22 protein-coding genes, 1 other RNA gene and 1 pseudogene are annotated in these 26297 nt (G+C 43.7%); 12 read left to right on the top strand and 12 right to left on the bottom strand.

The genetic code is table 11. From position 1 onward, the window contains the following. The 4 genes and pseudogenes from LW728_RS14290 to LW728_RS14275 all read right to left on the bottom strand — a co-directional run. A pseudogene (locus tag LW728_RS14290) lies at positions 1-1181 on the bottom strand (RNA-guided endonuclease InsQ/TnpB family protein); the annotation flags it as partial. A 182-nt stretch (positions 1182-1363) separates the two neighbouring features. Beyond that, entirely contained in the window at positions 1364-1729 is a 366-nt protein-coding gene (locus tag LW728_RS14285) for a response regulator transcription factor (RefSeq protein ID WP_004267922.1), read from the bottom strand. 757 nt (positions 1730-2486) lie between these two features. After that, complete coding sequence (locus tag LW728_RS14280; protein WP_004267923.1) at positions 2487-2744, bottom strand: hypothetical protein; 258 nt, start codon at positions 2742-2744, stop codon at positions 2487-2489. Positions 2745-2799: 55 nt separating this feature from the next. Beyond that, on the bottom strand, positions 2800-2922 hold the full coding sequence (locus LW728_RS14275; RefSeq protein ID WP_004267924.1) for a DUF4388 domain-containing protein: 123 nt from the start codon (positions 2920-2922) through the stop codon (positions 2800-2802). A gap of 649 nt (positions 2923-3571) precedes the next feature. On the opposite strand from LW728_RS14275, the gene hmpF reads away from it, so the two are divergent. The 3 genes from hmpF to LW728_RS14260 all read left to right on the top strand — a co-directional run bounded on the left by hmpF (position 3572) and on the right by LW728_RS14260 (position 7018). Further along, positions 3572-5212: a pilus motility taxis protein HmpF gene (gene hmpF, locus LW728_RS14270; RefSeq protein ID WP_287664268.1), complete on the top strand. Its 1641-nt coding sequence runs from the start codon at positions 3572-3574 to the stop codon at positions 5210-5212. Positions 5213-5714: 502 nt separating this feature from the next. Then, entirely contained in the window at positions 5715-5939 is a 225-nt protein-coding gene (locus LW728_RS14265) for a hypothetical protein (RefSeq protein WP_004267926.1), read from the top strand. A gap of 269 nt (positions 5940-6208) precedes the next feature. Next, positions 6209-7018, top strand: coding sequence for a squalene/phytoene synthase family protein (locus tag LW728_RS14260; RefSeq protein ID WP_287664265.1), 810 nt, complete (start codon positions 6209-6211; stop codon positions 7016-7018). Positions 7019-7317: 299 nt separating this feature from the next. Here the strand turns inward: LW728_RS14260 and petD are convergent, their stop codons facing one another. Further along, positions 7318-7800: a cytochrome b6-f complex subunit IV gene (gene petD / locus LW728_RS14255; RefSeq protein WP_004267928.1), complete on the bottom strand. Its 483-nt coding sequence runs from the start codon at positions 7798-7800 to the stop codon at positions 7318-7320. Positions 7801-7851: 51 nt separating this feature from the next. Continuing rightward, positions 7852-8520, bottom strand: a complete 669-nt coding sequence (gene petB / locus LW728_RS14250) for a cytochrome b6 (protein ID WP_002738970.1) — start codon at positions 8518-8520, stop codon at positions 7852-7854. 284 nt (positions 8521-8804) lie between these two features. On the opposite strand from petB, the gene LW728_RS23240 reads away from it, so the two are divergent. The 5 genes from LW728_RS23240 (at position 8805) to LW728_RS14230 (ending at position 13863) form a co-directional block, all read left to right on the top strand. Next, complete coding sequence (locus LW728_RS23240; protein ID WP_199308304.1) at positions 8805-9284, top strand: IS607 family transposase; 480 nt, start codon at positions 8805-8807, stop codon at positions 9282-9284. Then, positions 9214-10449: an RNA-guided endonuclease InsQ/TnpB family protein gene (locus LW728_RS14245; protein ID WP_204377852.1), complete on the top strand. Its 1236-nt coding sequence runs from the start codon at positions 9214-9216 to the stop codon at positions 10447-10449. Before LW728_RS23240 ends, LW728_RS14245 begins: the two co-directional genes overlap by 71 nt. A gap of 41 nt (positions 10450-10490) precedes the next feature. Next, positions 10491-11927 carry a circularly permuted type 2 ATP-grasp protein gene (locus LW728_RS14240; protein ID WP_287767069.1) on the top strand — a complete coding sequence of 479 codons (1437 nt, stop codon included), beginning with the start codon at positions 10491-10493 and terminating at the stop codon, positions 11925-11927. A gap of 68 nt (positions 11928-11995) precedes the next feature. Next, a complete protein-coding gene (locus LW728_RS14235) occupies positions 11996-12997 on the top strand; it encodes an alpha-E domain-containing protein (RefSeq protein WP_287767067.1) in 1002 nt (333 codons plus the stop codon). Beyond that, positions 12997-13863, top strand: coding sequence for a transglutaminase family protein (locus LW728_RS14230; RefSeq protein ID WP_287767065.1), 867 nt, complete (start codon positions 12997-12999; stop codon positions 13861-13863). The genes LW728_RS14235 and LW728_RS14230 overlap by 1 nt, the downstream gene beginning before the upstream one ends. Positions 13864-13986: 123 nt before the next feature. Here LW728_RS14230 and LW728_RS14225 read toward each other — a convergent pair whose 3' ends face one another. Further along, the gene (locus LW728_RS14225) at positions 13987-16152 is read right to left on the bottom strand and encodes a pentapeptide repeat-containing protein (protein ID WP_287767064.1); all 2166 of its coding nucleotides are present in this window, start codon (positions 16150-16152) and stop codon (positions 13987-13989) included. 301 nt (positions 16153-16453) lie between these two features. Here LW728_RS14225 and LW728_RS14220 point away from each other — a divergent pair, with 301 nt between their 5' ends. Further along, positions 16454-16891 carry a DUF29 domain-containing protein gene (locus LW728_RS14220; RefSeq protein WP_190381299.1) on the top strand — a complete coding sequence of 146 codons (438 nt, stop codon included), beginning with the start codon at positions 16454-16456 and terminating at the stop codon, positions 16889-16891. 467 nt (positions 16892-17358) lie between these two features. Here the strand turns inward: LW728_RS14220 and LW728_RS14215 are convergent, their stop codons facing one another. The 3 genes from LW728_RS14215 to LW728_RS14205 form a co-directional block, all read right to left on the bottom strand. Further along, entirely contained in the window at positions 17359-18702 is a 1344-nt protein-coding gene (locus tag LW728_RS14215; RefSeq protein ID WP_002798133.1) for a TldD/PmbA family protein, read from the bottom strand. A gap of 109 nt (positions 18703-18811) precedes the next feature. After that, on the bottom strand, positions 18812-19357 hold the full coding sequence (locus LW728_RS14210; protein WP_287667656.1) for a DUF456 domain-containing protein: 546 nt from the start codon (positions 19355-19357) through the stop codon (positions 18812-18814). A gap of 2 nt (positions 19358-19359) precedes the next feature. Beyond that, complete coding sequence (locus LW728_RS14205) at positions 19360-20829, bottom strand: TldD/PmbA family protein (RefSeq protein ID WP_004267945.1); 1470 nt, start codon at positions 20827-20829, stop codon at positions 19360-19362. A 184-nt stretch (positions 20830-21013) separates the two neighbouring features. Here LW728_RS14205 and LW728_RS14200 point away from each other — a divergent pair, with 184 nt between their 5' ends. The 3 genes from LW728_RS14200 (at position 21014) to LW728_RS14190 (ending at position 23313) form a co-directional block, all read left to right on the top strand. Continuing rightward, complete coding sequence (locus tag LW728_RS14200; protein ID WP_004267957.1) at positions 21014-21478, top strand: hypothetical protein; 465 nt, start codon at positions 21014-21016, stop codon at positions 21476-21478. Between the two features lie 268 nt (positions 21479-21746). Then, positions 21747-22137, top strand: a transfer-messenger RNA (tmRNA) gene (gene ssrA / locus LW728_RS14195). Positions 22138-22146: 9 nt separating this feature from the next. Next, positions 22147-23313, top strand: coding sequence for a pyridoxal phosphate-dependent aminotransferase (locus LW728_RS14190; RefSeq protein ID WP_287767062.1), 1167 nt, complete (start codon positions 22147-22149; stop codon positions 23311-23313). A 118-nt stretch (positions 23314-23431) separates the two neighbouring features. Here LW728_RS14190 and rsmH read toward each other — a convergent pair whose 3' ends face one another. Together rsmH and ilvA are read right to left on the bottom strand one after the other, a co-directional pair. Continuing rightward, positions 23432-24310 (bottom strand): 16S rRNA (cytosine(1402)-N(4))-methyltransferase RsmH, encoded by an 879-nt coding sequence (rsmH, locus tag LW728_RS14185; RefSeq protein WP_287767060.1) that lies wholly within the window; start codon positions 24308-24310, stop codon positions 23432-23434. Positions 24311-24340: 30 nt separating this feature from the next. Next, positions 24341-25852: a threonine ammonia-lyase, biosynthetic gene (ilvA, locus tag LW728_RS14180; protein ID WP_004267963.1), complete on the bottom strand. Its 1512-nt coding sequence runs from the start codon at positions 25850-25852 to the stop codon at positions 24341-24343. Positions 25853-26297 lie beyond the last annotated feature (445 nt).

The following is a 26297-nucleotide window of genomic DNA, read 5'->3' as shown; positions in this document are numbered from 1 at the left end:
GGGATTCTTCGTTCATTGAGTCTCCGTTAGCAAGCAGGATTTCTCCAACCAACCAAGAGGGAATCTCTCCCGAAGCGTTTAAAGTTTGCGTGCGCCCCACGCTACTTAATCCCTTTTGCAAGATGTTTAAAGCGGCGTTTCTGTCTCGACAATCTGTATATCCACAATGAGGACAAACATGGGTTCGAGTAGATAGCGACTTTTGGACTTTTTGTCCACAATTAGAACAATTTTGAGACGTATTATGGGGTGAGACAGCTATAGTTAACTTGCCGTATTTGTCCCCAAAATACTCTAGCCATTGCCTAAAAACAGACCATCCTGCATCGGTTATCGACTTCGCTAAATGACGATTCTTAACCATGCCTTTGATATTTAAGTTTTCATAGGCGATTAAGTCGTTAGACTTAACTAAACGGAGTGCCACACTCTTGACAAACTCTTCTCGTTGCCTACTTACTCTTAAATGTTTTCGAGCATATCGCTTTCTAGCCTTGTGATAATTACGAGATTGTTTTTTACCCTTGCGGTATTTCTTTGACTTTTTCCTGTTTAATCGGTTTAGTTGTTTTTCAGCTTTTCTGTAATATTTCGGACAATCAACTTGATTGCCTTCGCTATCTACTAAGAAAAACTTTAATCCGACATCAATCCCAGTCGCTTTCTGGGAAGGTGTTAAAGGTTTAACCGTGTCTCTGGGGTCTAATTTAAGGCAAAACTGCACATAATAACCATCGGCACGATTAAGGATTCTTACCCGTTTAATCTGGTCTGGTTGATAATAATTAATATCTCTAGAACCAATCAACTTAAGAGTACCAATACCTTTTTTGTCTGTAAAGGTAATATGACGTTTATCTTTTGATAGCTTCCATCCAGATACTTTATACTCAACAGAACGAGAATGTTTTTTAAACTTAGGGTAGCCTTTCTTTCCTTTAACTTTATTTTGGCAATTATCATAAAACCGAGTAATTGCCCGCAAGGTTCTTTCTACGGCAGTCTGGCAAGCATGGGAGTTTAAATCATCAACAAATTTAAACTCTTTCCTTAATGCTGTGTTGTATCGAAATAACTTAACGCAGAACTTTATTCCGAACAAATTGGGTTGTCCGTATTGCCTCATTAATGGCTTCTATCTGATTAGGTTTTGGCTTAACTTTGTATTCTAGTACAAACATTTTGACACTGCTTGACCGAGTATCAATATCTTAACACAAAATTCTTTAAGTTGACAATACATATTTATTTAAAGCCGCCCGACCCTGCGCGGACATGGCGGGGCTTGTACCCAAATTTTCGGTCAGCGTTTTTAGCTGTCTTGACCTATAGCATAGCTAGACTGTCACCGGTGAAGGCGATTTTATCGGCGTAGCAGCTGTTTAACAGTGCCAATGAACTCAATCGGTTCAAAGGGTTTGACAATGTAGGCATCGGCTCCGATTTTCATGCCCCAATAGCGATCAAAGACTTCCCCTTTCAAGGAACAAATGATCACGGGGATATTTTTGGTTTTGGGATCCGACTTAAGACGACGACATACCTCATAACCATTGATGCGGGGCATGACGATATCGAGGACGACGAGATCGGGATTGGCTCTCTGAATATGTTCGAGGGCCTCCACCCCATCTTTGGCGATCGTGACCTTAATGCCGCTATTGCGGAGTAGATCACAGATCAGTTCCCGTTGCGCTTGGCTGTCTTCTACCAGCAATATTTCTCTCATAACTCCCTACCCAGCTAGGCCGCCAAGAATAACAATGGAATAAAGATGCGCGATAATAGTTTCCGTTGACCCGATGCTCCGAAATTGCTCCCATTTTTTGCCTCCAACGCACTCTGAAATTTATCAGGGGGTTTCCCTCTCAACAAGGACTTGATTGACCCCTTCGGGTTTTATTCCTACATTTCCCAATTCCACTGTTAGAAACGACTAGCCAAGAGATTTTTTTTTGGGTTTGGGGTTTAGTGTCAGGTTTTAGGATGTTAGGGTTTTAGGGTTTTAGTTGACATTCCCCTATCCTGCCATTACGCTAATTCCCCCATTCCTCTATTCCCCTCAAGGTATTTTTCCAACAGCAGTCATAACTCATTTTCGCTGAAAGGTTTGCTTAAATAATCGGTTGCCCCCACCATTTTGGACTCTCTTGGATTTGGTGGGTAAAATGTATTCTAAGATACATTCGTGCCAGGGAGCGAGTGGGGCGCATCTCACATTTGCGGGAATACCGACAATCAGCAATTATCAGTGACTCTTGGATGACTACAAATGTATCAGCAGCTGTCTGTAAGCATCCTACCGACAAGCTAATGCGCTCCGGGGTTTGGGAGCGGCACTTCGACACATTTCGACACATTTCGACACATTTCGACAGGCTCAATGTAAAAGCTCAGTGGCCGCGCCTCGCCCCCAACGGGTGGTTTGGGGGTAGAACCCCCCAAAAGCTGGGATTGAGTGATAAAATCGGAAGTAATACCGGATTTTAGCCGAGAGTTTCCCCGTAAAAATCCCAATTGGTAGATTTACAAAAATGAGATGCACCCAGCGAGTAGCGAGTGGAACGAACCACAAAGACACAAAGGACACAAAGATTGATCGCTCCTATATAAGTTAAACTGATCACACAAAGAATGAGAGAACCCATTTTGGCTTTTACCCTTGCCAGCAGCCCCCCTTGACCGGTTAAACCGTCGAGTTTTGGTAGGGCGATATCCCAGAGAATGAGAGCCGCTTCGATCACTATAGCCTGAGCGAGAGCTTCTAATGGAAAAGACCACAGGAATAGTTAGAATTTTCTAAAATACTCTCGACTTTTTCACCAATACTGAGATCGTTATCAATAGTTCTCCTGTTCTTTGTCCTAATTCAATCAATTGTAAAATACTGGGAAGGTCAATCTCATTGAAACTTCCTTGCATAATTTCTCGGAATCTCCCCCACTAGACGCTATTTATTTTAGTCTAGAAGAACCGATAGCAGTTATCTTAATGTTGAGGTACGAAGTCTCTGGTTTTAGGTGTTCGTCTGGGGATGATGCCAAATCTCGTCATACTTCATCTTTAGGAGAAACGCTGTCTTCCTTCCTCTTGTCACTAATAATAAATCTGATAAGCTAATTATGTAAGATATTTTTCAGTAAGCTTTGCTGCATTTAAACTAGCCTTTGAAATTTTCAGTACAAAAGGTCTAGCTTTCTATCCTTGCCTCTCGCTCTCACGCCGTCTTAACCGATAATTTAGATGTATGGTCAGCTTATTCAAACTGCAGCCAGAGGTAAAAGGGGTGAGAAAACCTGATCCGATTTATGAGATTGACTGCCGAATTTTTTGAGACTAGGTCAGTAAATTGGTGCTGAAAAATCTTCAAAAATTTAAAATTTTCCAGTGGGTAAGAGGAAAAATTGAGAACAAATGTATGTCTCAAAAAGAAAAAATCGAATGATAGAAACTAAAAATTTTTTGGCAGCCGATGGTTACACTGAAACTATAGACAGGCCGCTCCCAGCCTCGATCATCAACTCTCTATAAAACCAATTACAAAAACTTTCATCACACAGGAAGACTACTCGTGCTATACCTTGCAGAAGTAAAAAAACAGACTAAAGGTTTTATCGGCGGTTACAAAACCGAATTGAAACTATTGGCCTGTCAGCATAAAGATCAGACGTGGAGTGCCATAGCGGGGAACGATATCTTAACCTACGACGAAACTAACTCCATAGGAGAAGGTGCGCTTCTCTTGGTGAATTTGAGCGATAATCGTCAACTGCAAGGAAACCCAGAATTAGCGGGAGCAGAGATGGTGCGACAACTGCAAAAGATTTCCCGTTTGATGGAGCGCAATAAGGAAGATCAAGAGAAAATCGATCAGTGGAAACAATCCCTCACCTATCAAAGCGAGATTCTCAACCGCCAGAAAATGGAAATGGAGGCAAGAATTGATCAAATTGAGCGAATAGAAGCAGAATTCGATTATTTAGAGGGCAAAAGACAAGAACTGGAAAACCTAAAACAACAATTACAAGAGCAACAGCGACACCTGGAAGAAGAAAAAGTAAATTTCAACTCCTCCCCCAATCTTTCCCCAGAACAACAACAATTTATTCGTTCTCTAGCGGAGAGTTTAGCTAATAATCACGATCTGGGCAATCCTCCCTCACAAATTCTCTATTCAACTCTTGAATCTGTGCAGGGACAACAGACAATTTTAAATAGTTGTTGGCAGAGTTTAGAGGAGCAGAAAAAAGCTGTAGAAAATCGTCAGGTCGCCAACGAACAAATGCTCAATCATCTCGAACAAAGAGCCAGGGAATTACAGATAAGTCGTACTGCTTTGGAAACAACGAAAATACAACTACAAATACAAGAAACTGTTCTGAGTCAAAAACAGGAATTATTTGATCGCCTTAACCTCACCCTACAAACCACTGATTCTACTCGACAAATGCTTATTCGTCTCGCCCAAGCAGCAGACCTAGATTTTGATGGTAAAATCGATCTAGAAGCTCTTGAAAAAATGCCTTTGGAAGAATTGGAGAGCTTAGTTAACAATCTAAAAACAGACCTCGATCGCTTGGAACTTTTTGTCAATGACCAAGAGGAAGAATTAACTCTCCAATCCCAAACCGTGGAAGAATTAGAAGCAAGAATGACCACAATAGATGAATCCCAGCGAGCTAATTTAGCAGAAGAATTAGCCGAGGAACAGGAGAGAAAAGGAATGCTGGCGGAAACTTTGGTCGGACAGAGACGTAATCTTCGAGAAAGGCAAGCTATTCGCTCTCAACATCTGAAAATTCTGCACCGGAGACAGGGAATTTTATCCCCAGAAGATGCCCAAAAATGTAGCTTTGAACCAGTGTTAATTCTCCTAGAGGATAGTTATCAAAATAATCTCCAAGAAAGTCAACGTTTAGCAGCAGAAATCAAGCGACTACAAGAGGATTTACAAAAAAACAGAGATACTATTGACGAGCAATGGTCAGATTTAGAGCAAAAAACTCGTGAATTTGAAGAACAGGAGCGACAATGGCGCGATGCTAATCTGGCATTAGTGCGTTTAAAAACTCAGATACAACAGTACGAAACTTTCCTGCAACCCGTGCAGGATCATCTCGATCAAATCCGTCAAAAACTAGAAAATATCTCCCATTGGTTTATACCTATGGAATCTAATGGTATTGCATATCATTACGCTATTAACAGTTAGGCTTAATTAGGGTTCCTGAACAAATAACACAGGGTAATTCAGAAAAAGATTTCTCCCTTCTTGCCGATAACTTTTATAGCTTTTTATCTATATCGATTTAAATCTAGGGGTTCTTCGGTTTTTGTAAATCAAAAAGTACCAGATATGGGAGTGATCGGGGGGAAAATTCAGGGACTTTTTCCCTGAAAATTAGGTAATTGACCCCTTCAAAATCGGTAAAACCCTACACCCCAAACCCCACACCCCACACCCTGCCCCCAAGAAAAACTTTTTGCCGCAAACCCTAGTTATGAGACAATCCGATCGAGAAATAATGATTTTAGCGGCTGTGGCCTCCCTCTTAGCGGTGGTGGCGGAAGTAGCGATCGCTTTTTAGATAAAAAAAACTGATTTACGGGGTTAAAGTCCGGCAAAATTGGCAATCAATGCCGAGGAAAGATATCGATACAATGCTTGTAACAGGGGCGGCAATTGCGATCGCCTCGATGAGGGAAATTAAAGCATGAGTGTTAGTGTAACGGGTCAGGTAAAAAGAATCGAAATAGGCACAGGAACTTGGGCATTAATTGCTGATAACGGTCAAACCTACGAATTAATGGAACCGCCTGCCGAATTAACTCAAAAAAAGGCAAAAGTGACAGTTATGGGTGAAATTCGTTCAGATGTGATGACTCTGGCCATGATCGGGCCAGTTTTACAAGTGACCTCCTTTCAATCCCTGCCATGAAGCCGCAAAATACTGCTTAAAAACGGGTAAAATCGGCTTTTTAAGCCCGTAATCTCGAAAAATTACCCTAATTATCCCTCACATATCCCAGAAAGAAAAATTGTCAAGAATACCCTAATGGTTGATTTTTTCGGGAATAATCTCGAAATTTTGAATAATCATACTACAATGGACAGCAACTTGGTCTTAGGAACATCGGAATAACCTAAACCGATCTGTCTGATTGGTTTAACTCGTAGTTACCTAAGTTGGCGTGAGGAGAGGACTGAATGAATTTGCGCGATAATGCTTTAACGATTCTGCAAGAAACGAGTCGAACTTTTTATATTCCCATAAGCCGTTTACCGGATCGTCTGCTCGAGGCAGTAGCCTCAGCTTATCTCTGTATGAGGGCGATCGATGAAGTAGAAGACCATCCCGACCTAGATAACTTCAGTAAATCTCAGATATTAAGACAAATTAGTCTGAATTTACAAGCAGGTACCGAAAATTCTACCGAAGAGAACTTTGCTTTTGGCTTAGTCCATCGGGAGATTTTGCCGGAAGTAACCCTGAGAATTGGCGAATGGGCCCTGTTAGCACCGGATTCGATCGCCCCCCGGGTTTGGGATGCCACGGCGGCCATGGCCGATCGCATGGCCTACTGGGCCGGGAATAACTGGGATATTCGCACAGAAGTGGAATTAGATCAATATACCTTTAGTGTGGCCGGTGCCGTGGGTTTATTGCTGTCTGACCTCTGGAATTGGTACGACGGCACTCAAACTAATCGCAGTTATGCCATCGGTTTTGGACGGGGTTTACAAGCGGTTAATATTGCCCGCAACCATGGCGAGGATCTGCGCCGGGGGGTAAGTTTTCTGCCCCAGGGTTGGACAATTAGTGATATTCATAATTATGCCCGTCGTAATCTGAAATTAGCCGATTATTACACTCAATCGCTGCCTAATGGGCCGGCCCTTGATTTTTGTAAGATTCCCCTCGCTTTAGCCCATGGCACTCTCGAAGTCCTAGCGTTAGGTAAGGAAAAACTCAGCCGCAGCGATGTCATCGCTTTGGTACAACAAATTACCCGATAGAAGAAATCACAATTAGGGTTGGCTGAATAAATCTAAAAACCTTGTTGGGTAAGACTTTTAGACTTTTTGTCAATCAAAAAGTACCGGACTGGGAGTGATCAGGGGGAAAATCCCTGGACTTTTTCCCTGAAAATTAGGTAGTTGACCACCTGAAAATCGGTAAAACCCCACACCCCACACCCCACACCCTGCCCCCAAGAAAAACTTTTTGCCGCAAACCCCAATTAAAATTGCCCACGATCGCTCTTCCAAAGTCTGGAATCACAAGCGTGGGCAAAAAACCGGTGAAGTTCAGTAACTTAGAACAAACCGAGAGTTAAAGATGTATCGATGGGGAAAGTGGCACCAATACCTAACCAAATCGTGACCACAGTACCAAATAGGAAGATAGCGGTAGCGACGGGACGACGGAAAGGATTTTGGAATTTATTGACGCTTTCAATAAAAGGAACTAACATCAAGCCTAGGGGAACGCCAGCCATGCAAGCGATACCTAAGAGTTTGTTAGGAAGAATACGGAGAATTTGGAAAACGGGATAAAGATACCACTCTGGCAGAATTTCTAAGGGAGTAGCGAAAGGATCGGCAGGTTCACCGATCATGGTGGGATCCATAATCGCTAAACCGGTGCAGAGTCCGATCGTACCAAAGATAACCACCGGGAAGACATAGAGCAGATCGTTAGGCCAAGCTGGTTCACCGTAGTAGTTGTGACCCATCCCTTTAGCCAACTTAGCGCGTAGAGCGGGATCGCTGAGATCGGGCTTTTTTAATGTGGACATGGATAATGTCTCCTAAAAATGATTTCGGATCGACAGAGATATTTTTCTGAATTATAGAGGCCCAGAAATGCCTTGTTTACGGATCATCAAGAAATGTAGCAACATGAAGACCGCGATCGACCAGGGTAGTACAAAGGTATGTAAGCTGTAGAAACGGGTTAAAGTTGCTTGACCGACGCTTTCGCTACCGCGCATCAGGGTGACGAGTTGATCACCGACGACGGGAATAGCAGCAGGTACACCGGAAACGATTTTAACCGCCCAGTAACCCACCTGATCCCAGGGTAAGGAGTAACCGGTGACACCGAAGCTAACGGTGATCACGGCCAGGACAACCCCAGTTACCCAGGTTAATTCCCGAGGTTTTTTGAAGCCACCGGTCAGATAGACGCGGAAAACGTGCAGGATCATCATTAACACCATCATACTGGCGGACCAGCGATGGATAGAACGAATTAACCAACCAAAGTTAACTTCGTTCATGATGTACTGTACGGAGGAGAGGGCCTCTGCTACAGTGGGTTTGTAGTAGAAGGTCATGGCGAAACCAGTGGCAAACTGGATCACGAAGCACACAAGGGTGATACCACCCAGACAGTAGAAGATATTAACGTGGGGGGGAACGTATTTGGTGCTGATATCATCAGCGATCCCTTGAATTTCTAAGCGTTCCTCAAACCATTGATAGGCTTTGGAATCCGTTACTTGTTTGGTAAACATCGCGTAACCAGTAAGAAAAATGAAAGATTTAAGGTGTGACCTTTAAAAAATGTAACACAGTTTTCAGGGCTAATTCTCGCTCTTGTCAGGTTTCTCCACCGGTGGGGATCAATTGGCGATCGCTAGACCTGAAAAACCGCTAACTTCCTAAAATTTCCCTTAAAATGTCTCCTAGACTACAAAAAATTGGGCCAATTGTCCGACACTGGGAATAGGTAAGGTTGACAGCTAGTTACTGATTTGCTCACATTGACCTACATACGCCACTATTTAGGCGAACGTTTGTGACCCTAAGAAAAGCCGTTGAGCTATGGGGATTACATCCCAATACATTAAGAGAATATGCCGATGAAGGGAAAATCAAAAGTATCAAAAACGAAGCAGGGCAACGATTGTACGATGTCCAGTCTTACGTCAATGGTGCAGCTAGAGCTTCCCTTGTTTGCTACTGCCGAGTCAGTTCAATCAAGCAACGAGATGACCTTGAGAGACAAGTCAGCTTTATGCGCGGATTCTATCCAGAGGCAGAAATCATCAAAGACATCGGTAGTGGGCTTAACTTCCAAAGAAAAGGACTTAGAGCCATACTGGACAGATTATTGTGGGGAAATAAACTCACAATTGTTATGTCCACACTGGACAGATTATGCCGATTTAGATTCGAGCTTATACAGTACATGGTCGAACAAAACGGTGGCAAAATCTTGGTTCTCGACCAAACTGTTCACAGTCCCGAATCAGAACTTACAGCAGACTTGTTATAAATACTTCACATCTTCTCTTGCCGAATGTCCGGACTCAGGAAGTACGCTCAAAAAATCAAAGAAAGTGCGGATTTATCCAACAACAGAACAGAAGAAACTGATGAAACACTGGTGGGGAGTATCTCGGTTTGTCTTCAACCAAACCATTAAATATCTACAGGAACCAGATAGAAAAGCTAATTGGAAGGCTATCAAGACCGGAATCATTAATGATTTACCAGAATGGGCTAAAGAAGTCCCCTACCAGATTAAATCAATAGCAGTCAAAGACGCTTGTGAAGCCGTTAAAAATGCTCAAAGAAAATATCAAAAAACTGGGGAAATCCAGAAAATAAAATTCCGTTCCCGTAAAGATAAACAGCAATCATGTTATATTCCTAAGTCAGCCATTTCAGAAAAAGGAATATATCACACAAAATTAGGGCAAATACGCTTCACCGAATCACTGCCCGACAATTTTGGGGATAGCCGATTAGTATCCAGAAATGGACAATACTATTTAGCTATTCCCCATGAGGTGCAACGATGCGAATCCGATAACCAAGGACGCATTGTCGCCCTAGACCCCGGTGTTAGAGATTTTCTGGCACTATTCTCGCCTAATAGTTTTGGCTCAATCGGGAGTCAGGATATAGGTAAAATCCAACGATTATGCTATCACCTTGATGATTTAATTTCTCGTTCTACCAAAGTTAATGCTAAAACCAGAAACCGTTATCGAAAAGCAGCTAGTCGACTAAGAAATAAAATCAGGAATTTAGTAGATGAACTTCATCATCAAGTTGCTAGATTCCTAGTTGATAACTTTGATGTGATTCTTTTGCCTACTTTTGAAGTGTCAGAAATGGTTCTAAAAAATAGCAGGAAGATTCGCTCAAAATCTGTTAGACAGATGCTTAACTGGTCTCATTACCGATTTAAGCAATTTCTCAAGCATAAGGCTTTTGAGATGGGTAAATTAGTAATAGACTGCTGTGAAGCCTATACGTCGAAAACAGTTAGCTGGACTGGTGAATTAATACATAACTTAGGTGGAAAAAAAGTCATTAAATCCAAGATTGATGGCAAGACGATGGATAGAGATATTAATGGCGCACGAGGAATTTTTCTTCGTGCTTTGGGAGATACCCCCTCTTTAAGAGACTCTCTTAGAGTGCATTGTTAATGTATGTTAGCAAAAAAGTATCGGTATGGAATGAGGTCAGCGTGCTATTAAATACCTACGATCCCGAAGGCTTCTACGACGAACTATTCTTAGATGATGGTCAACCTCGTCCCCACGCGTCCCCTTTAATCAAATGGCTGCAGAATCTGCCACCCCGAGAACTTCAACAACACCGGGAAACCGCTCAGTCGGCCCTGTTTGAATTGGGGGTGACTTTCAATGTCTATAGCGACAATCAAGGGGTAGAAAAAATCTTTCCTTTTGATATTATTCCCCGAATTGTCTCGGCTGAGGACTGGGATTATTTAGAAAGAGGACTGAAACAACGCATCAAAGCCCTCAATCTTTTTCTCTCCGATATCTACAATGATCAATTAATCATTAAAGATGGCATTATTCCCCCCGAATTAATCGCCTCGGCGACGGGATTTCTTAAACCCTGTCTGGGACTGAAACCCTCCGGAGGTATCTGGTGTCACATCACGGGAACCGATTTAGTCCGCGATAAAGATGGTCAATGGTACGTTTTAGAGGATAATTTGCGGGTTCCTTCTGGTATTTCCTATGTCCTCGAAAATCGTCGGGTAATGAAAAGCACCTTCCCCGATATTTTCCAGACAATGAATGTTAAACCAGTGGATGATTATCCTTCCCATCTGTTGGAAACTCTCCTCAATTTAGCCCCAGCCCAATTACCTAATCCCACCGTGGTGGTTTTAACCCCCGGAACCTATAATTCTGCCTACTTTGAACATTCTTTTATCGCCCAACAAATGGGGGTAGAATTAGTGGAAGGGCGTGATTTAGTTGTCTTTGATGGTTATCTACAAATGAAAACCACCAAGGGATTAAGACGGGTAGATGTGGTATATCGTCGCCTCGATGATGACTTTTTAGATCCGGCGGTTTTTCGTCCCGATTCGATGTTAGGTGTACCAGGATTATTAAAAGTTTTCCAGGAAGGTCGTGTCGCTTTAGCTAATGCCCCTGGTACGGGAGTCGCCGATGATAAGGTTATTTATGCTTTTGTCCCCGATATGATTCGTTATTATCTGGGAGAAGAAGCGATTTTAAATAACGTTCCTACCTATCTTTGTTGGCGAGAAAAGGACTTAGATTATGTCTTAAATAATCTCGATAAATTAGTTGTGAAAGCCGCTAATGAATCGGGAGGTTATGGGATGTTAGTCGGTTCTCAATCCACCCCCGAACAAAGGGCAGAATTCGCCCCGCGCATTGCCGCTAATCCCCGCAATTATATCGCTCAACCGGTGTTAAGTCTTTCTAGGGTTCCCACTTTAATTGACAGGGAAATTGAAGGTCGTCATGTGGATTTACGTCCCTATATTCTCCATCGGGGTGATGAAATTTATGTGCATCCAGGAGGGTTAACTCGCGTGGCTTTGAAAAAGGGTTCTTTAGTGGTTAATTCCTCTCAAGGTGGTGGCAGTAAGGACACTTGGGTTTTAACCAAGTAATCAGGACAATAATCGAAATTTTGCTGGGTTACTAACCCACCCTACTCTTTCCTTTTTCCCAGTTAATTATGCTTAGTAGAGTTGCCGATTCAATTTATTGGTTAAATCGCTATATTGAACGGGCAGAAAATGTCGCCCGGTTTATGGATGTTAACCTTAATTTAATGTTAGATGTACCTACCAGTGTTTTGCAACAGTGGGAACCTTTAGTTTTAACCACGGGAGATTTAGAACAATTCAAGAAACGTTACGGCACAGCCACCGCAGAAAATGTGATCAATTTCTTGACATTTGACACGGAATATAGTAGTTCAATTATCTCTTGTTTGCGCTGGGCGCGAGAAAATGCTCGGTCAGTTCGCGAGATTATTTCTTCGGAAATGTGGGAACAGGTTAATGGTTTTTTCTTGATGGTAAAAGATGCTTCCTCTTACCATCCTCAAACTACTTTACCGAACTTTTTTACCCAAGTTAAATTGGCTAGTCACCGTTTTGCGGGGGTGATGGATGCAACGATGACTCATAATGAAGGTTGGCATTTTGGCGTTATGGGAAGATTACAGGAACGCGCCGATAAAACCGCCAGAATTCTTGATGTTAAATACTATTATCTCTTACCTTCCGCTCAATGGGTAGGAACTTCTCTAGACCAAATTCAATGGATTGCTTTACTGCGGTCGGTGAGTGCCTACGAAATGTATCGTAAATGTCAACGACGGATTACTCCTAGTGACGTGGCCGAATTTTTAATTCTTAATCGAGAATTTCCTCGTTCAATTCACTTTTGTCTGCGGGAATTAGACCACTGTTTGCATCAAGTTACAGGGACTCCTATAGGAACTTGGGGCAATTCGGTAGAAAGAAGTTTAGGGCGACTTTGTGCGGAAATGAGTTATCTAACCATCGAGGATATTATTGAAATGGGATTGCATGAATTCCTCGACCATATTCAAAAAAGAGTTAATGATGTGGGAATAAAAATGACAGAAACTTTCTTTGTTTTTAATCCCGAACTTGCCTCACCTCTGGCAGTAAATAACTTTCAATATCAATCCCAATTAACAACTTAATGCGTTATCACATTCGGCATCAAACTAATTATTTGTATAATCAACCCGTGATTTTATCGCCTCATCTGCTGCGCTTGCGGCCAAAATCCGATGGTGGGCAAACTTTACGAGAGTTCACGCTCAAAATTAACCCAGAACCTTTAACGATAACTAATATTATCGACCTCGATGGCAATTCTTGTTTACAAATTTGGTTTAATCAACCGACGGAAGAATTATTGATTGATGTGGTCAGTGAAGTGGAAACCCATGGGGTTAATCCTTTTCAGTATTTGTTGGAACCTTGGGCGACCTGTTTACCCTTTGATTATCCCATTTCCCTCCACAGCCAATTACAACCCTACAGACAATTTTATGGGTTAGCTAATGACCCTGATGTGGCAGCATTAGCCCAAGAAATTATGCAGGAAACCGAAGGACAGGTGCTATCTTTCTTGTTTAATCTTAATGACAAAATTTACCGCAATTGTCAGCAAATTATTCGTCTTACCGGGGAACCCTATCTACCCGGAAACACTTGGAAAAATAAGCAGGGTTCCTGTCGCGATTTTGTGGTTTTATTTATGGATGTGTGTCGCTGTGTGGGATTAGCTTCCCGTTTTGTCAGTGGCTATCAAGAAGGAGATTTAGACCAAGAAGAAAGACATTTACACGCTTGGGTAGAGGTGTATTTGCCGGGGGGCGGCTGGAAAGGCTATGATCCCACCCATGGATTAGCGGTGAGTGACCGTCATATTAGCCTCGTTTCTAGTCCAATTCCCCGTTATTGCGCGCCAGTAGAGGGAAATGCTCGACCGGTTAATCTCGGTCATCAAGTGATAGAATCTCAGCTATCATCGACAATTGCGCTTGATTTGTTATCTTGAGGATGATTCTTTATTGGGGTTACTAATAGGTTAGAAATGGCGCAAGTTTGGACTAAAAAAAAGTGCGACAAGTCGATGCTCTAGCCTCAACTAGAACTGCGCTAAAGCGCAACTACAAACCTATCAGAAGCCTAATGTTTTCAAAATTATCGGTAAGGCTTTTTGACAGGCTTGGGCAAGTTTGCTGGCAGGTTCCAAAGCTTTAGCAATTGTTTCGAGAAAATTAACCGCTCGTTGGGCTTTCTTTTGCAGTCCGGCATCATCAGGATTTTGACTAGCTTGGGCAATCTTTTTCACTTGGTTGGCGGCTTCGGCTTTTTCTTCTTCATCTAAATGGCTGTCAATTTCAATCGCCTGGGTTAGTTCTTGCAGTAAGGCTTTAAGTTGGGCATTTTCTGGGGAAGCATCGGCCGCAATTTGGTTAATGGTATTAGTTACATCGCCGATAATTTCGCCGAAATTGACGGCGGAATTATTAATATCGCGGATGGTGATATTTGGGGAACTGTCGTTACTGTTGCTCATGGCTTTTGCTTCTACATGGATGGGACGGTTGGCGAGGGTTTTGGTAATTTCCATCATATCAACACTTTGTTGGCGATAGATGGCAATTTCTGTCTCTTTGGCGGTGAGTTGTGCCTTATATTGGGCTTCGATGGCTGCGAGTTGTAGTTGATAATTTTGGTTAAATTCTTGATGAATTTTCTCTTTATCAGTGTCGGGCGGTACATGGACTTTTACCACTATCACGCCATCTCCTTTATTGGCAATGCTCTGCACCTGAAGCGGCGTATTTTCATTCTGCACTTGTACTTCTTTTAAGGCGGCAATGAAGGCTTTCCAATCTACCCCATTGCGGAAAATGAGGTCAACGGTGTCGAACATTTCGGCAAATAATTTAGTAAATTCGCCCGGTTGAAATTCGCCACTGCTGGGGCGGCGCTCTTTCTGCCCATTAAGCAGATAAATGTACTGGCAGTCCACCTCATCCAGTTGGGTGGTAGCATCAATATTCCAATTTTCCACGCAAGCACCCGTCAGAGTAGCATGGCGCAAATCCGTATTGACGGCGTTGACTTCGGTGAGGTTTGCCCCCGCAAGGTTGGCGTATTGCAAGCTGGCTTCACTGATATCGGCGAGGCGCAAGTTGGCAGCTTGCAGGTTTGCCCCCTCCAGATATGCCCCCCGTAAATCGGCTTGGGCAAAGTCTTTTCCGCTTCCGGTGCGGGAATCAATCAAAAATTCTCTAAACCGGGGATTGGCTAATAAGGTATTGCCGGGGCGGGCTAATTCCAATTTAATTGCTTGTTTAAAAATTGTTTTATTCAAGATTGCCTGATTAAAATTGGTACTTTTTAAGGTGGCTCCTGTAAAATCTGTTGCGGTTAAATTGGCTTGAAAAAAGGATGTGCCACCAATAGCAGCAAAGGCTATCACAATTTTACGCAACCAAGGATCGCGGTGTTCTTGTTTAAGGGTCAGCCAACCGAGCCAACAGAAAAATAATGTCAAGGCTACGGGTACGGCTCTGGTTACGGCTAGGGATACGTCTATGGCTCTGGGTACGTCTAGGTCTATGGCTCTGGGTACGGCTCCGGGTAAGAACTCGGCTCCGGCTCCGGCTACAGCTACGGCTCCGGCTACAGCTACAGCTACGGCTCCGACTACAGCTCCGACTACAGCTCCGGCTACGGCTACGGCTAAGGCTCCGGCTCCGGCTACAGCTACGGCTACGGCTACGGCCCCAGCTACGGCTACAGCTACCGCTCCAGTTCCGGCTCCGGCTCCGGCTCCGGCTACGGCTACGGCTAAGGCTCCGGCTCCGGCTACGGCCAAAATATTTTTACGCCAAGTGACAGCGCAAAAACAGATGAGAAAAATTAAGATGGACCAAGCAGCAACTTGACTTTCTGTAATGAACCAACCAGCAACTTGAATGAACCAACCATCAAATTGACGTTCACCTGTATCTGTAAGGGTTATCCTAGGCATTGAAAAAATTAAGCTCACCAGATAACCTTTTATGGCGGAGAAATAACTCGAAAACATCATTAACACCAAAGCCAACCCCAGCAAAATCACCAGCCACCGCTTCGGCAATCCCGCCTTCGCCCCGGCAAACTTCACCCCCGTCAAATTCGCCCGACTAAAATTTGCCCCGCGTATATCACAACCACTGAAATCCGCCCCCGCTAAGTCCGCACTGCGAAAGTTACCACCCCGCAAGGATTCCCCCCGGAAATCCCGTCGCCCGTTTTTGTACTGTTCAATAACTGCCGCTGCCTTCATCGCCTAAGAAATTGCCATACTATGCCCTCAATCTTACTACAAGTCAGAAAGCGGGTTTCCTGAGAGAATCCGATTGATACTCCCATCCCAGCGCTTCGGGATTCTTGGTTCAACGAGTCCACGTTCAAAAACCTGGCATTTTTATGGGCAATCGCGTCAGGTTCCCCACCTCACGTTCTAGAATATATCTGGATTTCCCCCATAGATATCTACTACAATAGCCGAAAAACCCTATCTATCAATGGATACACCCATTAACCTTTCTTAATCTACTAAGTAATTTTCTATGGAGAGTTAAATTATGTCGTCAACTGCCTACGAAACTGATTATAATCAATGGCTAAAAGAGACGGTAAAACAGTTACAAGAGCGAAATTTTGAGCAGGTAGATTGGGATAATTTAATTGAAGAAATCGAGAGTATGGGGAAAAGTGATAGACGAGCTTTAATGAGTCTGTTAACCCGTCTTATCGAACATCTTTTAAAGCTGGCTTATTGGCAAGAAGAAAAAAAACGGTCAGGTAATCATTGGGCGGCAGAAATAGTCAATTTTCGCGCCCAAATTCAGCATCGTTTAGAAGATAGTCCCAGCTTACGGCCAGAATTAGCAGCTATGTATGATAAAGTTTATCCAGTGGCGATTAAATCAGTTTCTCAGCTTTTTTCCCTCAATTCAGACGCTCATATATCCCTCGAACAAACATTAGATGATAATTGGTTTCCCCCGGCTGAAAAATAGTTCTTAATTAGGAGTAATACTAAAGCTGAATAAATGTGAAATATAAACGAGATAAGGGTTTTAGTGTCCTGTTTCGCTCCCACAGGTGCAAGATTTTGAGAGAATCGTGGTTCAAAACCTTGGGTCTTCATCGGCCCGCGTCCTGTAGGGGCGAAGCATTCGGGCAATAACCTAAGTAGTCGTGCAAAATTAATTTCCTAGTGAAGATAGGCAAGAGGCAAAAAGCAGGAGGCAAGAGGTGGTTAGATATGTGTAATTAATTTTGCTTAGGTACTTATCGGTGAAACCGTAGATTTTCTATCCGAATGCTTCGCCCGTACTTTATTCAGCAAACCCTAATCAGTCTTTAATAACCGGATTTATTGTAATTTGGATAGTCAACAGCTTACCCACGACTATAAAATTAGCATCCATCTTGCGGGGGTATTACCCTGGTTAATACCCCCTATTTTTGGTCTGGTATAGTGTTAAGCTTCTCCCGTGATTGATAAACCCTCTACCCAAACGTAGGGACAAACACCACTGGGAGTAATAACTGCTTCCGGTTCCAGATAAACAATCGATTTCAGCAGTGTTAAAATATCCCCGGCTACGGTAGCGGAATCGATGCTAATGCGCTCATTTTTGTTAACTAACCAACCGTCAAAGGGCAAAGAGAAGGAACCTTGTAGAGAATTAACTCCCGCATGAAGTGCCTGTAAACTATCAATTAAAACCACATTTTCTGCTGTTTCCAAAGAATAGCTTTTTGGTTGATTAGCACTAGCAAAAACGTGATAAAAATGGGGACTAACCGTTACTTTTGACCCAATGTTACCGTTGCCAGTCGGTTCTGTATTCATCCGTTTAGCGGTAATCGTGCTATGGAGAAAATTACTCAAAATCCCCTCTTTAATTAATTCCACACGACGGGTAGGAGTGCCTTCACTATCAAAAGTTTCTGCGGAAACATTAGCCGGATGGAGGGAATCATCGCACAAATTTAAGGCAGTAGCAGCGATTTGTGTTCCCAAAGATTCAGGAGTAGAAAGACTCTGTTTATCAAGGACATTTTGGGCATTAAACAGATTAGAAAATGCTCCCATTAGACTCAAAAAGGCGCGGGGGGCAAAAACCACTAAATATTTACCCGTGGTAATCGGTTGATAGTCCAGATGGCTAACAGTTTTGGTAATCGCTTCCTCGATGCAACCATCGATATCTAATTTTTCCAGGCCCGGACTAACCCGAAAAGCACCAGCGCTGCGGGGTTTTTTGCCTTCCTGTTCGGTTTTGGTGTATAAATACACACTGGCATAACTACGCGCTTCCTGACGCATTGCCCCGTCGCTATTGAGATAAAAACGTCTGACCTGCTGTTGTCCCAAACCATTATAGGGAACACTGGCAATAGCTGGATGAGCCGCTAGTAGGGATTTTTCGGCGGCTAATAACTTATCGACGAGAGTGGATACCGGTGCTTGATTAGACATTTCGCTGGCCACTTCTGTGGTGGGTGCGGTGGCAGCGGGACTAAAATCGGGGACATTTTCCTTAACGCCAAAAACGCTGGCTTCCTGAGCGGTTTTTAGGGCTAATTGCAGTCCCACCGGGTCCACATCGGTGGTGGAGGTGACACCGACTTGATTATCCTGATTCCAGACGCGAACGATAACGCTGGAACGATTGGAAGCTTGTACCTGTTTCGGTTCCCCTTGAAACACATCCACATCGGTTTCATCGACCGAGGAACCATAGATGTCGTATTTAGCAATTCCTAAAGCTTGGGCGCTAGAATTAGCGATTTGGGCGATATCTTCAACTTTTGGCATAGATTTTTTTTGGTGTTGGAGGATAGGTGATAGGGAGATAGGGAGATAGGGTGATAGGGAAGTGGGGGAATGGGGAAATTTCAAATAAAATCCCAACATTCAACATCTTCTAACTGATAACTGAAGAGAGATTGGGCCAAGTGGTGACAATAAAGACGATAACGGCAGCCGTGGCCAGCATAGCTTTAGCAACGTGACCGATAACCGTACCGACGACGATACCGACACAGACTTTTAGGGATTGTTGCAAACGGGGAGTTAATTCCAAATCGCGACGATAGGCGTATTCTCCCAAAAAAGCCCCCACCACAGGACCGACAAATAAGCCGATAATCGGTCCGCCAATGGGTAAAGCGGGTAAAAGCCCGAATATTCCCGCTAATAAACCCACTACTAGACCGATTTGACTCCAATTGCTCGCCCCAACTTTTTGGGCGCCGAGATAACTAGCGAGGAATTCCACCCCCAGACTGAGGAGAAGGACAACAAAGGCCACGGTTAAAGCGACCCCCATCCCCGCAAATTTGGTGACAAAACCCCACACCAGCATGGCGATTAAAATCAAACTCATGCCGGGGATAGCGGGCAGCAGTTCGCCAATTATTCCCACTATCATGATGGCAATGAGGAAATAGTAGAGAATCACTAAAGTCATGATTAACGACCGCCAACGGTAATAGAATCGACTTTTAAATGGGGTTGACCAACGGTGACATAAACGCTACCACTAACGGAACCGCAAAAACCCGCCGCTAGACCTAAATCTTGGGAACACATAGAGATTTTATTCATAATCTCCTTAGCTGAACCGATTAAAGTCGCGCCTTTCAGGGGTTTAGTCAGGTTGCCATTTTCGATAAGATAGGCCTCCTCGACGGCGAAATTAAATTCCCCGGTCGCCCCCACACTACCACCGCCCATTTTTTTGCAATAAATGCCTTTATCGATGGAATTAAAGAGATTATCGAGGGTATATTCCCCGGGAGCGATGTAGGTATTCCGCATCCGACTAGCGGCCGCATAGGTGTAGTTTTGACGGCGACCGCTACCTGTGCGCGGATGGCCAGTTTTAATTGAACCGGTGCGATCGGCAATGAAGTTTTTTAGGATACCATTTTCAATTAGGAGAGTACGCTGGGCCGGCATTCCCTCATCATCCATATCGATAGTACCGAAAGCTTTATCGGATAATCCTTCGTCCCACGCCGTCAGGTTGTCGTGGGCGATTTTTTCGCCTTTTTTATCGAGAAAGGGTGTGGTTTTTTGCTCGATTTGCGTAGTTTCTAGCAAATGACCGCAGGCTTCGTGGAAGATAACGCCGCCAAATTCATTGGCCATGACGATGGGATAACTGCCGGATTCTACATAGTCAGCGTAAAGCATTTTACCCGCCGATTCGGCCACTTCTGCCGCCGATTCCTCGGCATTCCACGTCCGCAGAAAATCGGGATTACTGGTACTACCCACCCGTTTACCAATGCTAGAACGATTAGTCCCATCGGCACAGAGGAGATTATAGCCCACCGATTGGGTGAGGCGAATATCCCGGGCAAAAGTGCCATCACTAGCGGCAACTAAAATTTCTTGCCAATCGCGAAAATAAGCGGCGCGACGAGATTGGACGTGAGAGGCTTTCTGATTGAGTTGAACGTTAGCATTTAGGAGAATATCACCCATTTCTCCCAAAGAACTGCAATTATTCAGCCAAATATCTTTGTTTTTGACCGTGGCATAATCCCGGAACATTTCCAGATTGATTTCGGGAATATAGGCGTTAGGACTGGGTAGGTTTAAACCGAGAATCGATAAACCTTTTTCTAGGGCATTTTTTAAGCCTTGGAAGCTTAAATCGTTGGTACTGACATAACAATCGGCTTTCCCGCGAAAAAGGCGGATTCCTGCCCCTGTAGATAGTTTCGGTGAGAGACTGGTGATGCTGTCATCTTCGGCTAAACAACTGATATAGTTGACTCTTTCCAGGAAAAATTCGATAAAAGTTGCCCCGGCAGCCCGTCCCAGTCCCAGAAGAGTGGACAAAGGAGCCGCCCAAGAGCTATCAAAGCGCTCCAGACTAGGATTATATTTCAGGGTGGGGAGTTCTTTGGAGATGAGTAGAGTGGGTGACATAAAGCTCGTTTATCAGTTAATCTGCTGGTTTCTAGTCTAACAGTTCTCAGTTTTTTCCGTCTGGGGATGCGTTAGCGCCGCCCAACCCTGCTAAATTTTTCTCCTTCATATCTCTTAATAAAAACCTTGATTCGAGCGCTCATCACCCGCAAGATTAAAGAAAGAGCGACTCAGGATTAAAATAATGGCCACAGCGACACAATTCTTAAACATTTCTGACTTGACAAAAGATGATTATTGTGTATTCGGTTTAGCAATTTGTTTTCTCAAACAGGAGGGAGAATTAGAAAAAGTGGCGGTGTTAGAACCGATTCCCTCGGCGGCCCTAGAGGCAATTGTCAAAGGAATTCCCACTTCCTACGAATTTGCCCGCGCCATGAGTTTAGGAGAGGTTTTTCAGGACGATAATCCTCAAATACCTAGTAATTTCCCCGATAATACCCAATTATGCGAGAATTTTGTCGAAAGGGCGATTGCGGCCACTCGCACCTATAAAAATCAACCCCACCTGCAAGGGTTAATCTCCTTGGGCAGCCAAAAAAACGATTTAAACTTTTCCCTAGAGAAAAAACGCATCTTGAATGCTGTTCATGTGGTGCGGACGGAGGATAACGTCAAACAACATTCTCACACCCATAAGGTTTTGTAATCAAGGTTAGTTCGGGTTAGGGAAATTTTGCCGTTTTCCCTGATTCCGAACTCAGGTTATCGCAGTGGAGCAATAGCTGCTCAATTAATTGTTTAGTCTCTGGTGATACTAATCGAGGGCAAATATAGGATAATTCTCCCAAAAATCAGCGATAAAAACCTTTTTTCCCATCTAGACTGGCTCTAACCCTTGGGAAGATCGGAAAAATCTCAATTGAGCCACAATTAGCTTAATCAAAAAATATGCTACAATCAGAATGTAAGCACAAGGGGCCGTAACGGTTTCGACAGGTTAGCGAAAGCTCCCCCGTGATACAGGTCGAGAGTGAGTCTCCTCTCGTAAATCAAAGGCTCAAACAAAAAGTAAATGCGAACAACATCGTTCCTTTCGCTCGTAAAGCCGCTCCTGTAGCTGCCTAATAGTCTCTAATCGACTCGAGCATTCATGGTTTGACTCCGTTAAGGACTATGGATAAACCCCCAACGGATGCCACGTTTGACTTTCTCTAGTTAGTTAACCGTCTAAGCTTTAACTAGAGCATCCCACTGTCCGGGATAAGTGACAGTCCCCGTTTCGAGGGTAATCGAAACTAAACCTGTGAATGAACGGACAGTCAATACCTAATTTGGACAGCAGTTCGACTCTGCTCGGCTCCATTGATTACTTTAATGAAAGACCTTCTCTCCCGCATGGACGGGGTACAAACACCGATTATTCCCGTGGTCGGTCAATTAATTAAAGCGAACCCTGGTACTATTTCCCTAGGTCAAGGGATTGTTTCCTATTATCCACCCCAGGAAGCGATCGAATCTCTATCTTTATTTTTAGCTAATCCCAAAAATCATCAATATCAATCCGTGGCGGGAATTTCCCCCTTATTAGCAGTAATTCGGCAAAAACTAGCCGAAGATAATCGGATAGAAATCAGCGATAAACAGGCAATTTTTGTGACGGCGGGCAGTAATATGGCTTTTATGAATGCCATTTTAGCCATTACTTCCCCGGGGGATGAAATTATTCTCAACACTCCCTTTTATTTCAATCATGAAATGGCCATAAAAATGGCTGATTGTCAAGTAATTTTGGTCGCCACAGACAAAAATTATCAATTGCGTCCAGCTGCCATTGAAGAGGCAATCACGGCAAAAACTAAGGCAGTGGTGACGATTTCTCCTAATAATCCCACGGGAGTAGTTTATCCAGAAAATACCCTAAGAGAAGTCAATCGAATCTGTCAAAAAAAGGGCATCTATCACATTCATGATGAGGCTTATGAATATTTTACCTATAACCATGCCCGTCACTTTTCTCCGGCGGCAATTGTTGACAGTGAATCCTGGACTATTTCCTTATTTAGTCTCTCAAAAGCCTACGGTTTTGCCAGTTGGCGCATTGGTTATATGGTAGTACCAGAACATTTATCTGAGGCGATTAATAAGATTCAGGATACTATTTTAATCTGTCCGCCGGTGGTGTCGCAATACGCGGCCCTAGGGGCGTTACAGGTGGGTAAAAGCTATCCTTTAGAACAGTTAAAAACCATCAGTCAAGTTAGAGAAATTTGCCTGAATGCTCTAGAATCGATTAGGGATATCTGTGATGTTGCCACTGCGGAAGGGGCTTTTTATTTTTTCCTGAAAATTACCACAGACAAGAATGATTTTCAGTTAGTTAAAACTTTAATTGAGCAGCAGCGGGTGGCGGTGTTACCCGGTTCAACTTTTGGGATAACAGAAGGCTGTTATTTGCGTCTTGCCTACGGTGCTTTATCTCCAGAAACGGCTTTAACGGCAGTAGAAAGATTGGTAAAAGGACTGCGTTATTTTAGTCAATGATTTTTAAGAATAAATACCAGCTTTCTTTCTTGGTTTTTACTTTACCACAGCCTTTATCTTCAAGATAACGACTCCCCAAAACCAGAGAGTTTGTACCTCACAATTAAGATAACTGCTATCAGATAACCTCTGATTCTATCTTTTGGGCTATTCTTAGTTTAGCCGAACGAGAACGAGGATTTTTAGCTTGTTCTTCTCGGCTGGGAATAATCGGCTTTTTGGTGATAATTTTCAAGGAATTATTTTCGCGAAAGCCATACTTGATCAGACGATCTTCTAGACTATGAAAACTGATCATAGCGATAATTCCCCCGGATTTTAGCCAGTGGGGGGCTTGATCTAACAATTTTTGCAGAGAATCTAATTCTTGATTAACAGCGATGCGTAGGGATTGAAAAACCCGCGTTGCCGGATGAATACGTCCATAACGGTAACTAGCGGGGACAGAACTAGCGATGACAGCCGCTAATTCTGTAGTGGTAGTAAAGGGACGTTTTTGGACGATCGAGCGAGCAATAGGACGAGATAAACGTTCTTCTCCGTATTGATAAAAAAGATCTGCTAATTCTTTTTCCTGCCAATGGTTAATAATATCGGCTGCCGTCAGGGATTGACAGCGATCCATCCGCATATCTAAGGCTGCCGTGTGGCGAAAACTAAAGCCGCGCTCGCTCTGATCGAATTGGGGAGAACTGACTCCTAAATCGGCGATAATGCCATCAAAACTGCTATTTTGTCCATTATAATCGGCGAAGTTCCCCCACCAGAGGGTTAAACGGCTATCTAGATAGGGGGCGAGACTAATTTTAGCGGCTTCTAGGGCGCTTTGATCGCGATCGATGGCGGTGACTGTGGTTTCGGGATGAGCTTCTAAAAGCAAGCGGCTGTGTCCACCACCCCCGAGGGTAAGATCGAGATAATGCCCCCCGGGTTGAATATTTAAACCGGCGATTAATTCTTGACTCAAAACGGAAATATGGGGAAAATCTTGATTCATCTGTACTGATAACTTCCTGAAAATGGCGATTTAACCTAAAAACAACTGATAGGCCCGGTTTTGACTTTCATCCCAATAGCGATAGCCGAGAGTATCGAGAAAAGCTTGCCATTGATTCATTTCATCCGGGGGGACCTGTATGCCCACGACGATACGCCCGTAATCGGCTCCGTTATTGCGATAATGGAAAACGCTGATATTCCAGTGGGGACTCATGGAGGCGACAAATTTCATTAAAGCCCCCGGTCGTTCGGGAAACTCGAAGCGATAAAATAATTCATGATCGGCTAAATGCGATCGCCCTCCCACCATGTGGCGCAGATGCAATTTAGTCAATTCATCATCGCTAATATCGAGGGTTTTAAAGCCGCAAGCTTCAAAACTCTCGGCTAATTTCTTGGCATCGCTGCGATTTTCGATCTGGGCGCCGACAAAAATATGTGCTTCTTTTTCATCGGCAATGCGATAACTAAATTCGGTTAGATTGCGTTTGCCTACACATTCACAAAAACGCCGTAAACTGCCCGGTTGTTCGGGAATAGTAACAGCATACAACGCCTCGCGCCGTTCCCCTAATTCTGCCCTTTCCGCCACAAATCGCAGACGATCAAAGTTCATATTTGCCCCACAAGCCACAGCAACGAGGGTTTTATCCTCAATTCCTTCTCTTTCTACATAAGCTTTCGCTCCTGCTACCGCTAACGCCCCCGCAGGTTCTAAAATCGAGCGTGTATCTTGAAAAACATCCTTAATCGCCGCACAGATATCATCCGTATCCACGAGGATAATCTCGTCCACATACTGCTGACAAAGACGAAAAGTCTCCTCTCCCACCTCGCGCACCGCTACCCCATCGGCAAATAATCCCACTTGAGACAAACGCACCCGATAACCAGCTTTTAGGGATTGATTCATCGCGTCTGAGTCCACAGGTTCCACCCCGATAATTTTAATTTCTGGGCGTAAACGCTTGACATAGGCTGCAATACCTGATATTAGCCCACCGCCACCAATAGCGACAAAAATGGCCTCGATCGGTTGCTGATATTGTCGTAAAATTTCCATACCGATCGTACCCTGGCCGGCGATTACCTCCGGGTCATCGAAGGGATGGATAAAAGTTAAGCCTTTTTCCGCTTCTAATTGCCGCGCGTAGGTGTAGGCATCATCGTAGGTGTCACCGTGCAGGACAACAATCCCGCCCCGGGCTTTTACCGCGTCGATTTTGACTTGCGGAGTGGTGACAGGCATAACGATAATCGCTTGGGTTCCCAATTGCCGCGCCCCCAAAGCGACTCCCTGGGCATGATTTCCCGCCGAGGCAGCAATTACGCCTTTTTGTAACAAATCCCTTGACAAATACGCCATTTTGTTGTATGCGCCGCGCAGTTTAAAAGAGAAAACCGACTGCATATCCTCGCGCTTGAGTAAAAGCTGATTGTGCAAGCGTTGGGAGAGATTGGGGGCAAGTTCTAAGGGGGTTTCTTGGGCGACATCGTAGACGCGTGCGGTGAGGATTTGAACCAGGTAATCGCAGTACATTATTCTTTTGTGGCGGTGGGGATTCGCGAGTCAGGCTAGAATCCAGAATAGATCATCGTCGGTCGGGTTAGCAATAGACCTCTTGCATAATTTTTTTATGGTATGGTGAAAGGTTTTGCTTTTTTCTCGATTTTTAGATGGAAGTGGAAAAAGGAATAAAATGTGATCTTAGGTCAGGAAATTATCTATACTTTTGCTATGTTTATTAGCAAAAGTATGGATTATCAACACTTATCAGATGAACAGTTCCAACGCCGTTTCGGTGTGTATAAACAAACCTAGAGAAAGATGGTAGAATCAGTAAAAAGTGTTGAAGCTGAATCTAATTCAGCCAGCAATTCTCATTTTGAAAACAAAAGAAGATAAAGTTCTCTTGTTCACATAGAGAACTTCTGTCTAATTATCATTTTTTTTCAAGATAATCATCATAATTAGCTTCAAGAGA

The sequence above is a fragment of the Microcystis sp. 49638_E5 genome, from assembly GCF_021300285.1.
Classification (GTDB): domain Bacteria; phylum Cyanobacteriota; class Cyanobacteriia; order Cyanobacteriales; family Microcystaceae; genus Microcystis; species Microcystis aeruginosa_C.
The sequence above is the reverse complement of the archived record's forward strand: the minus strand, read 5'-3'. Positions and strand labels throughout refer to the sequence as shown.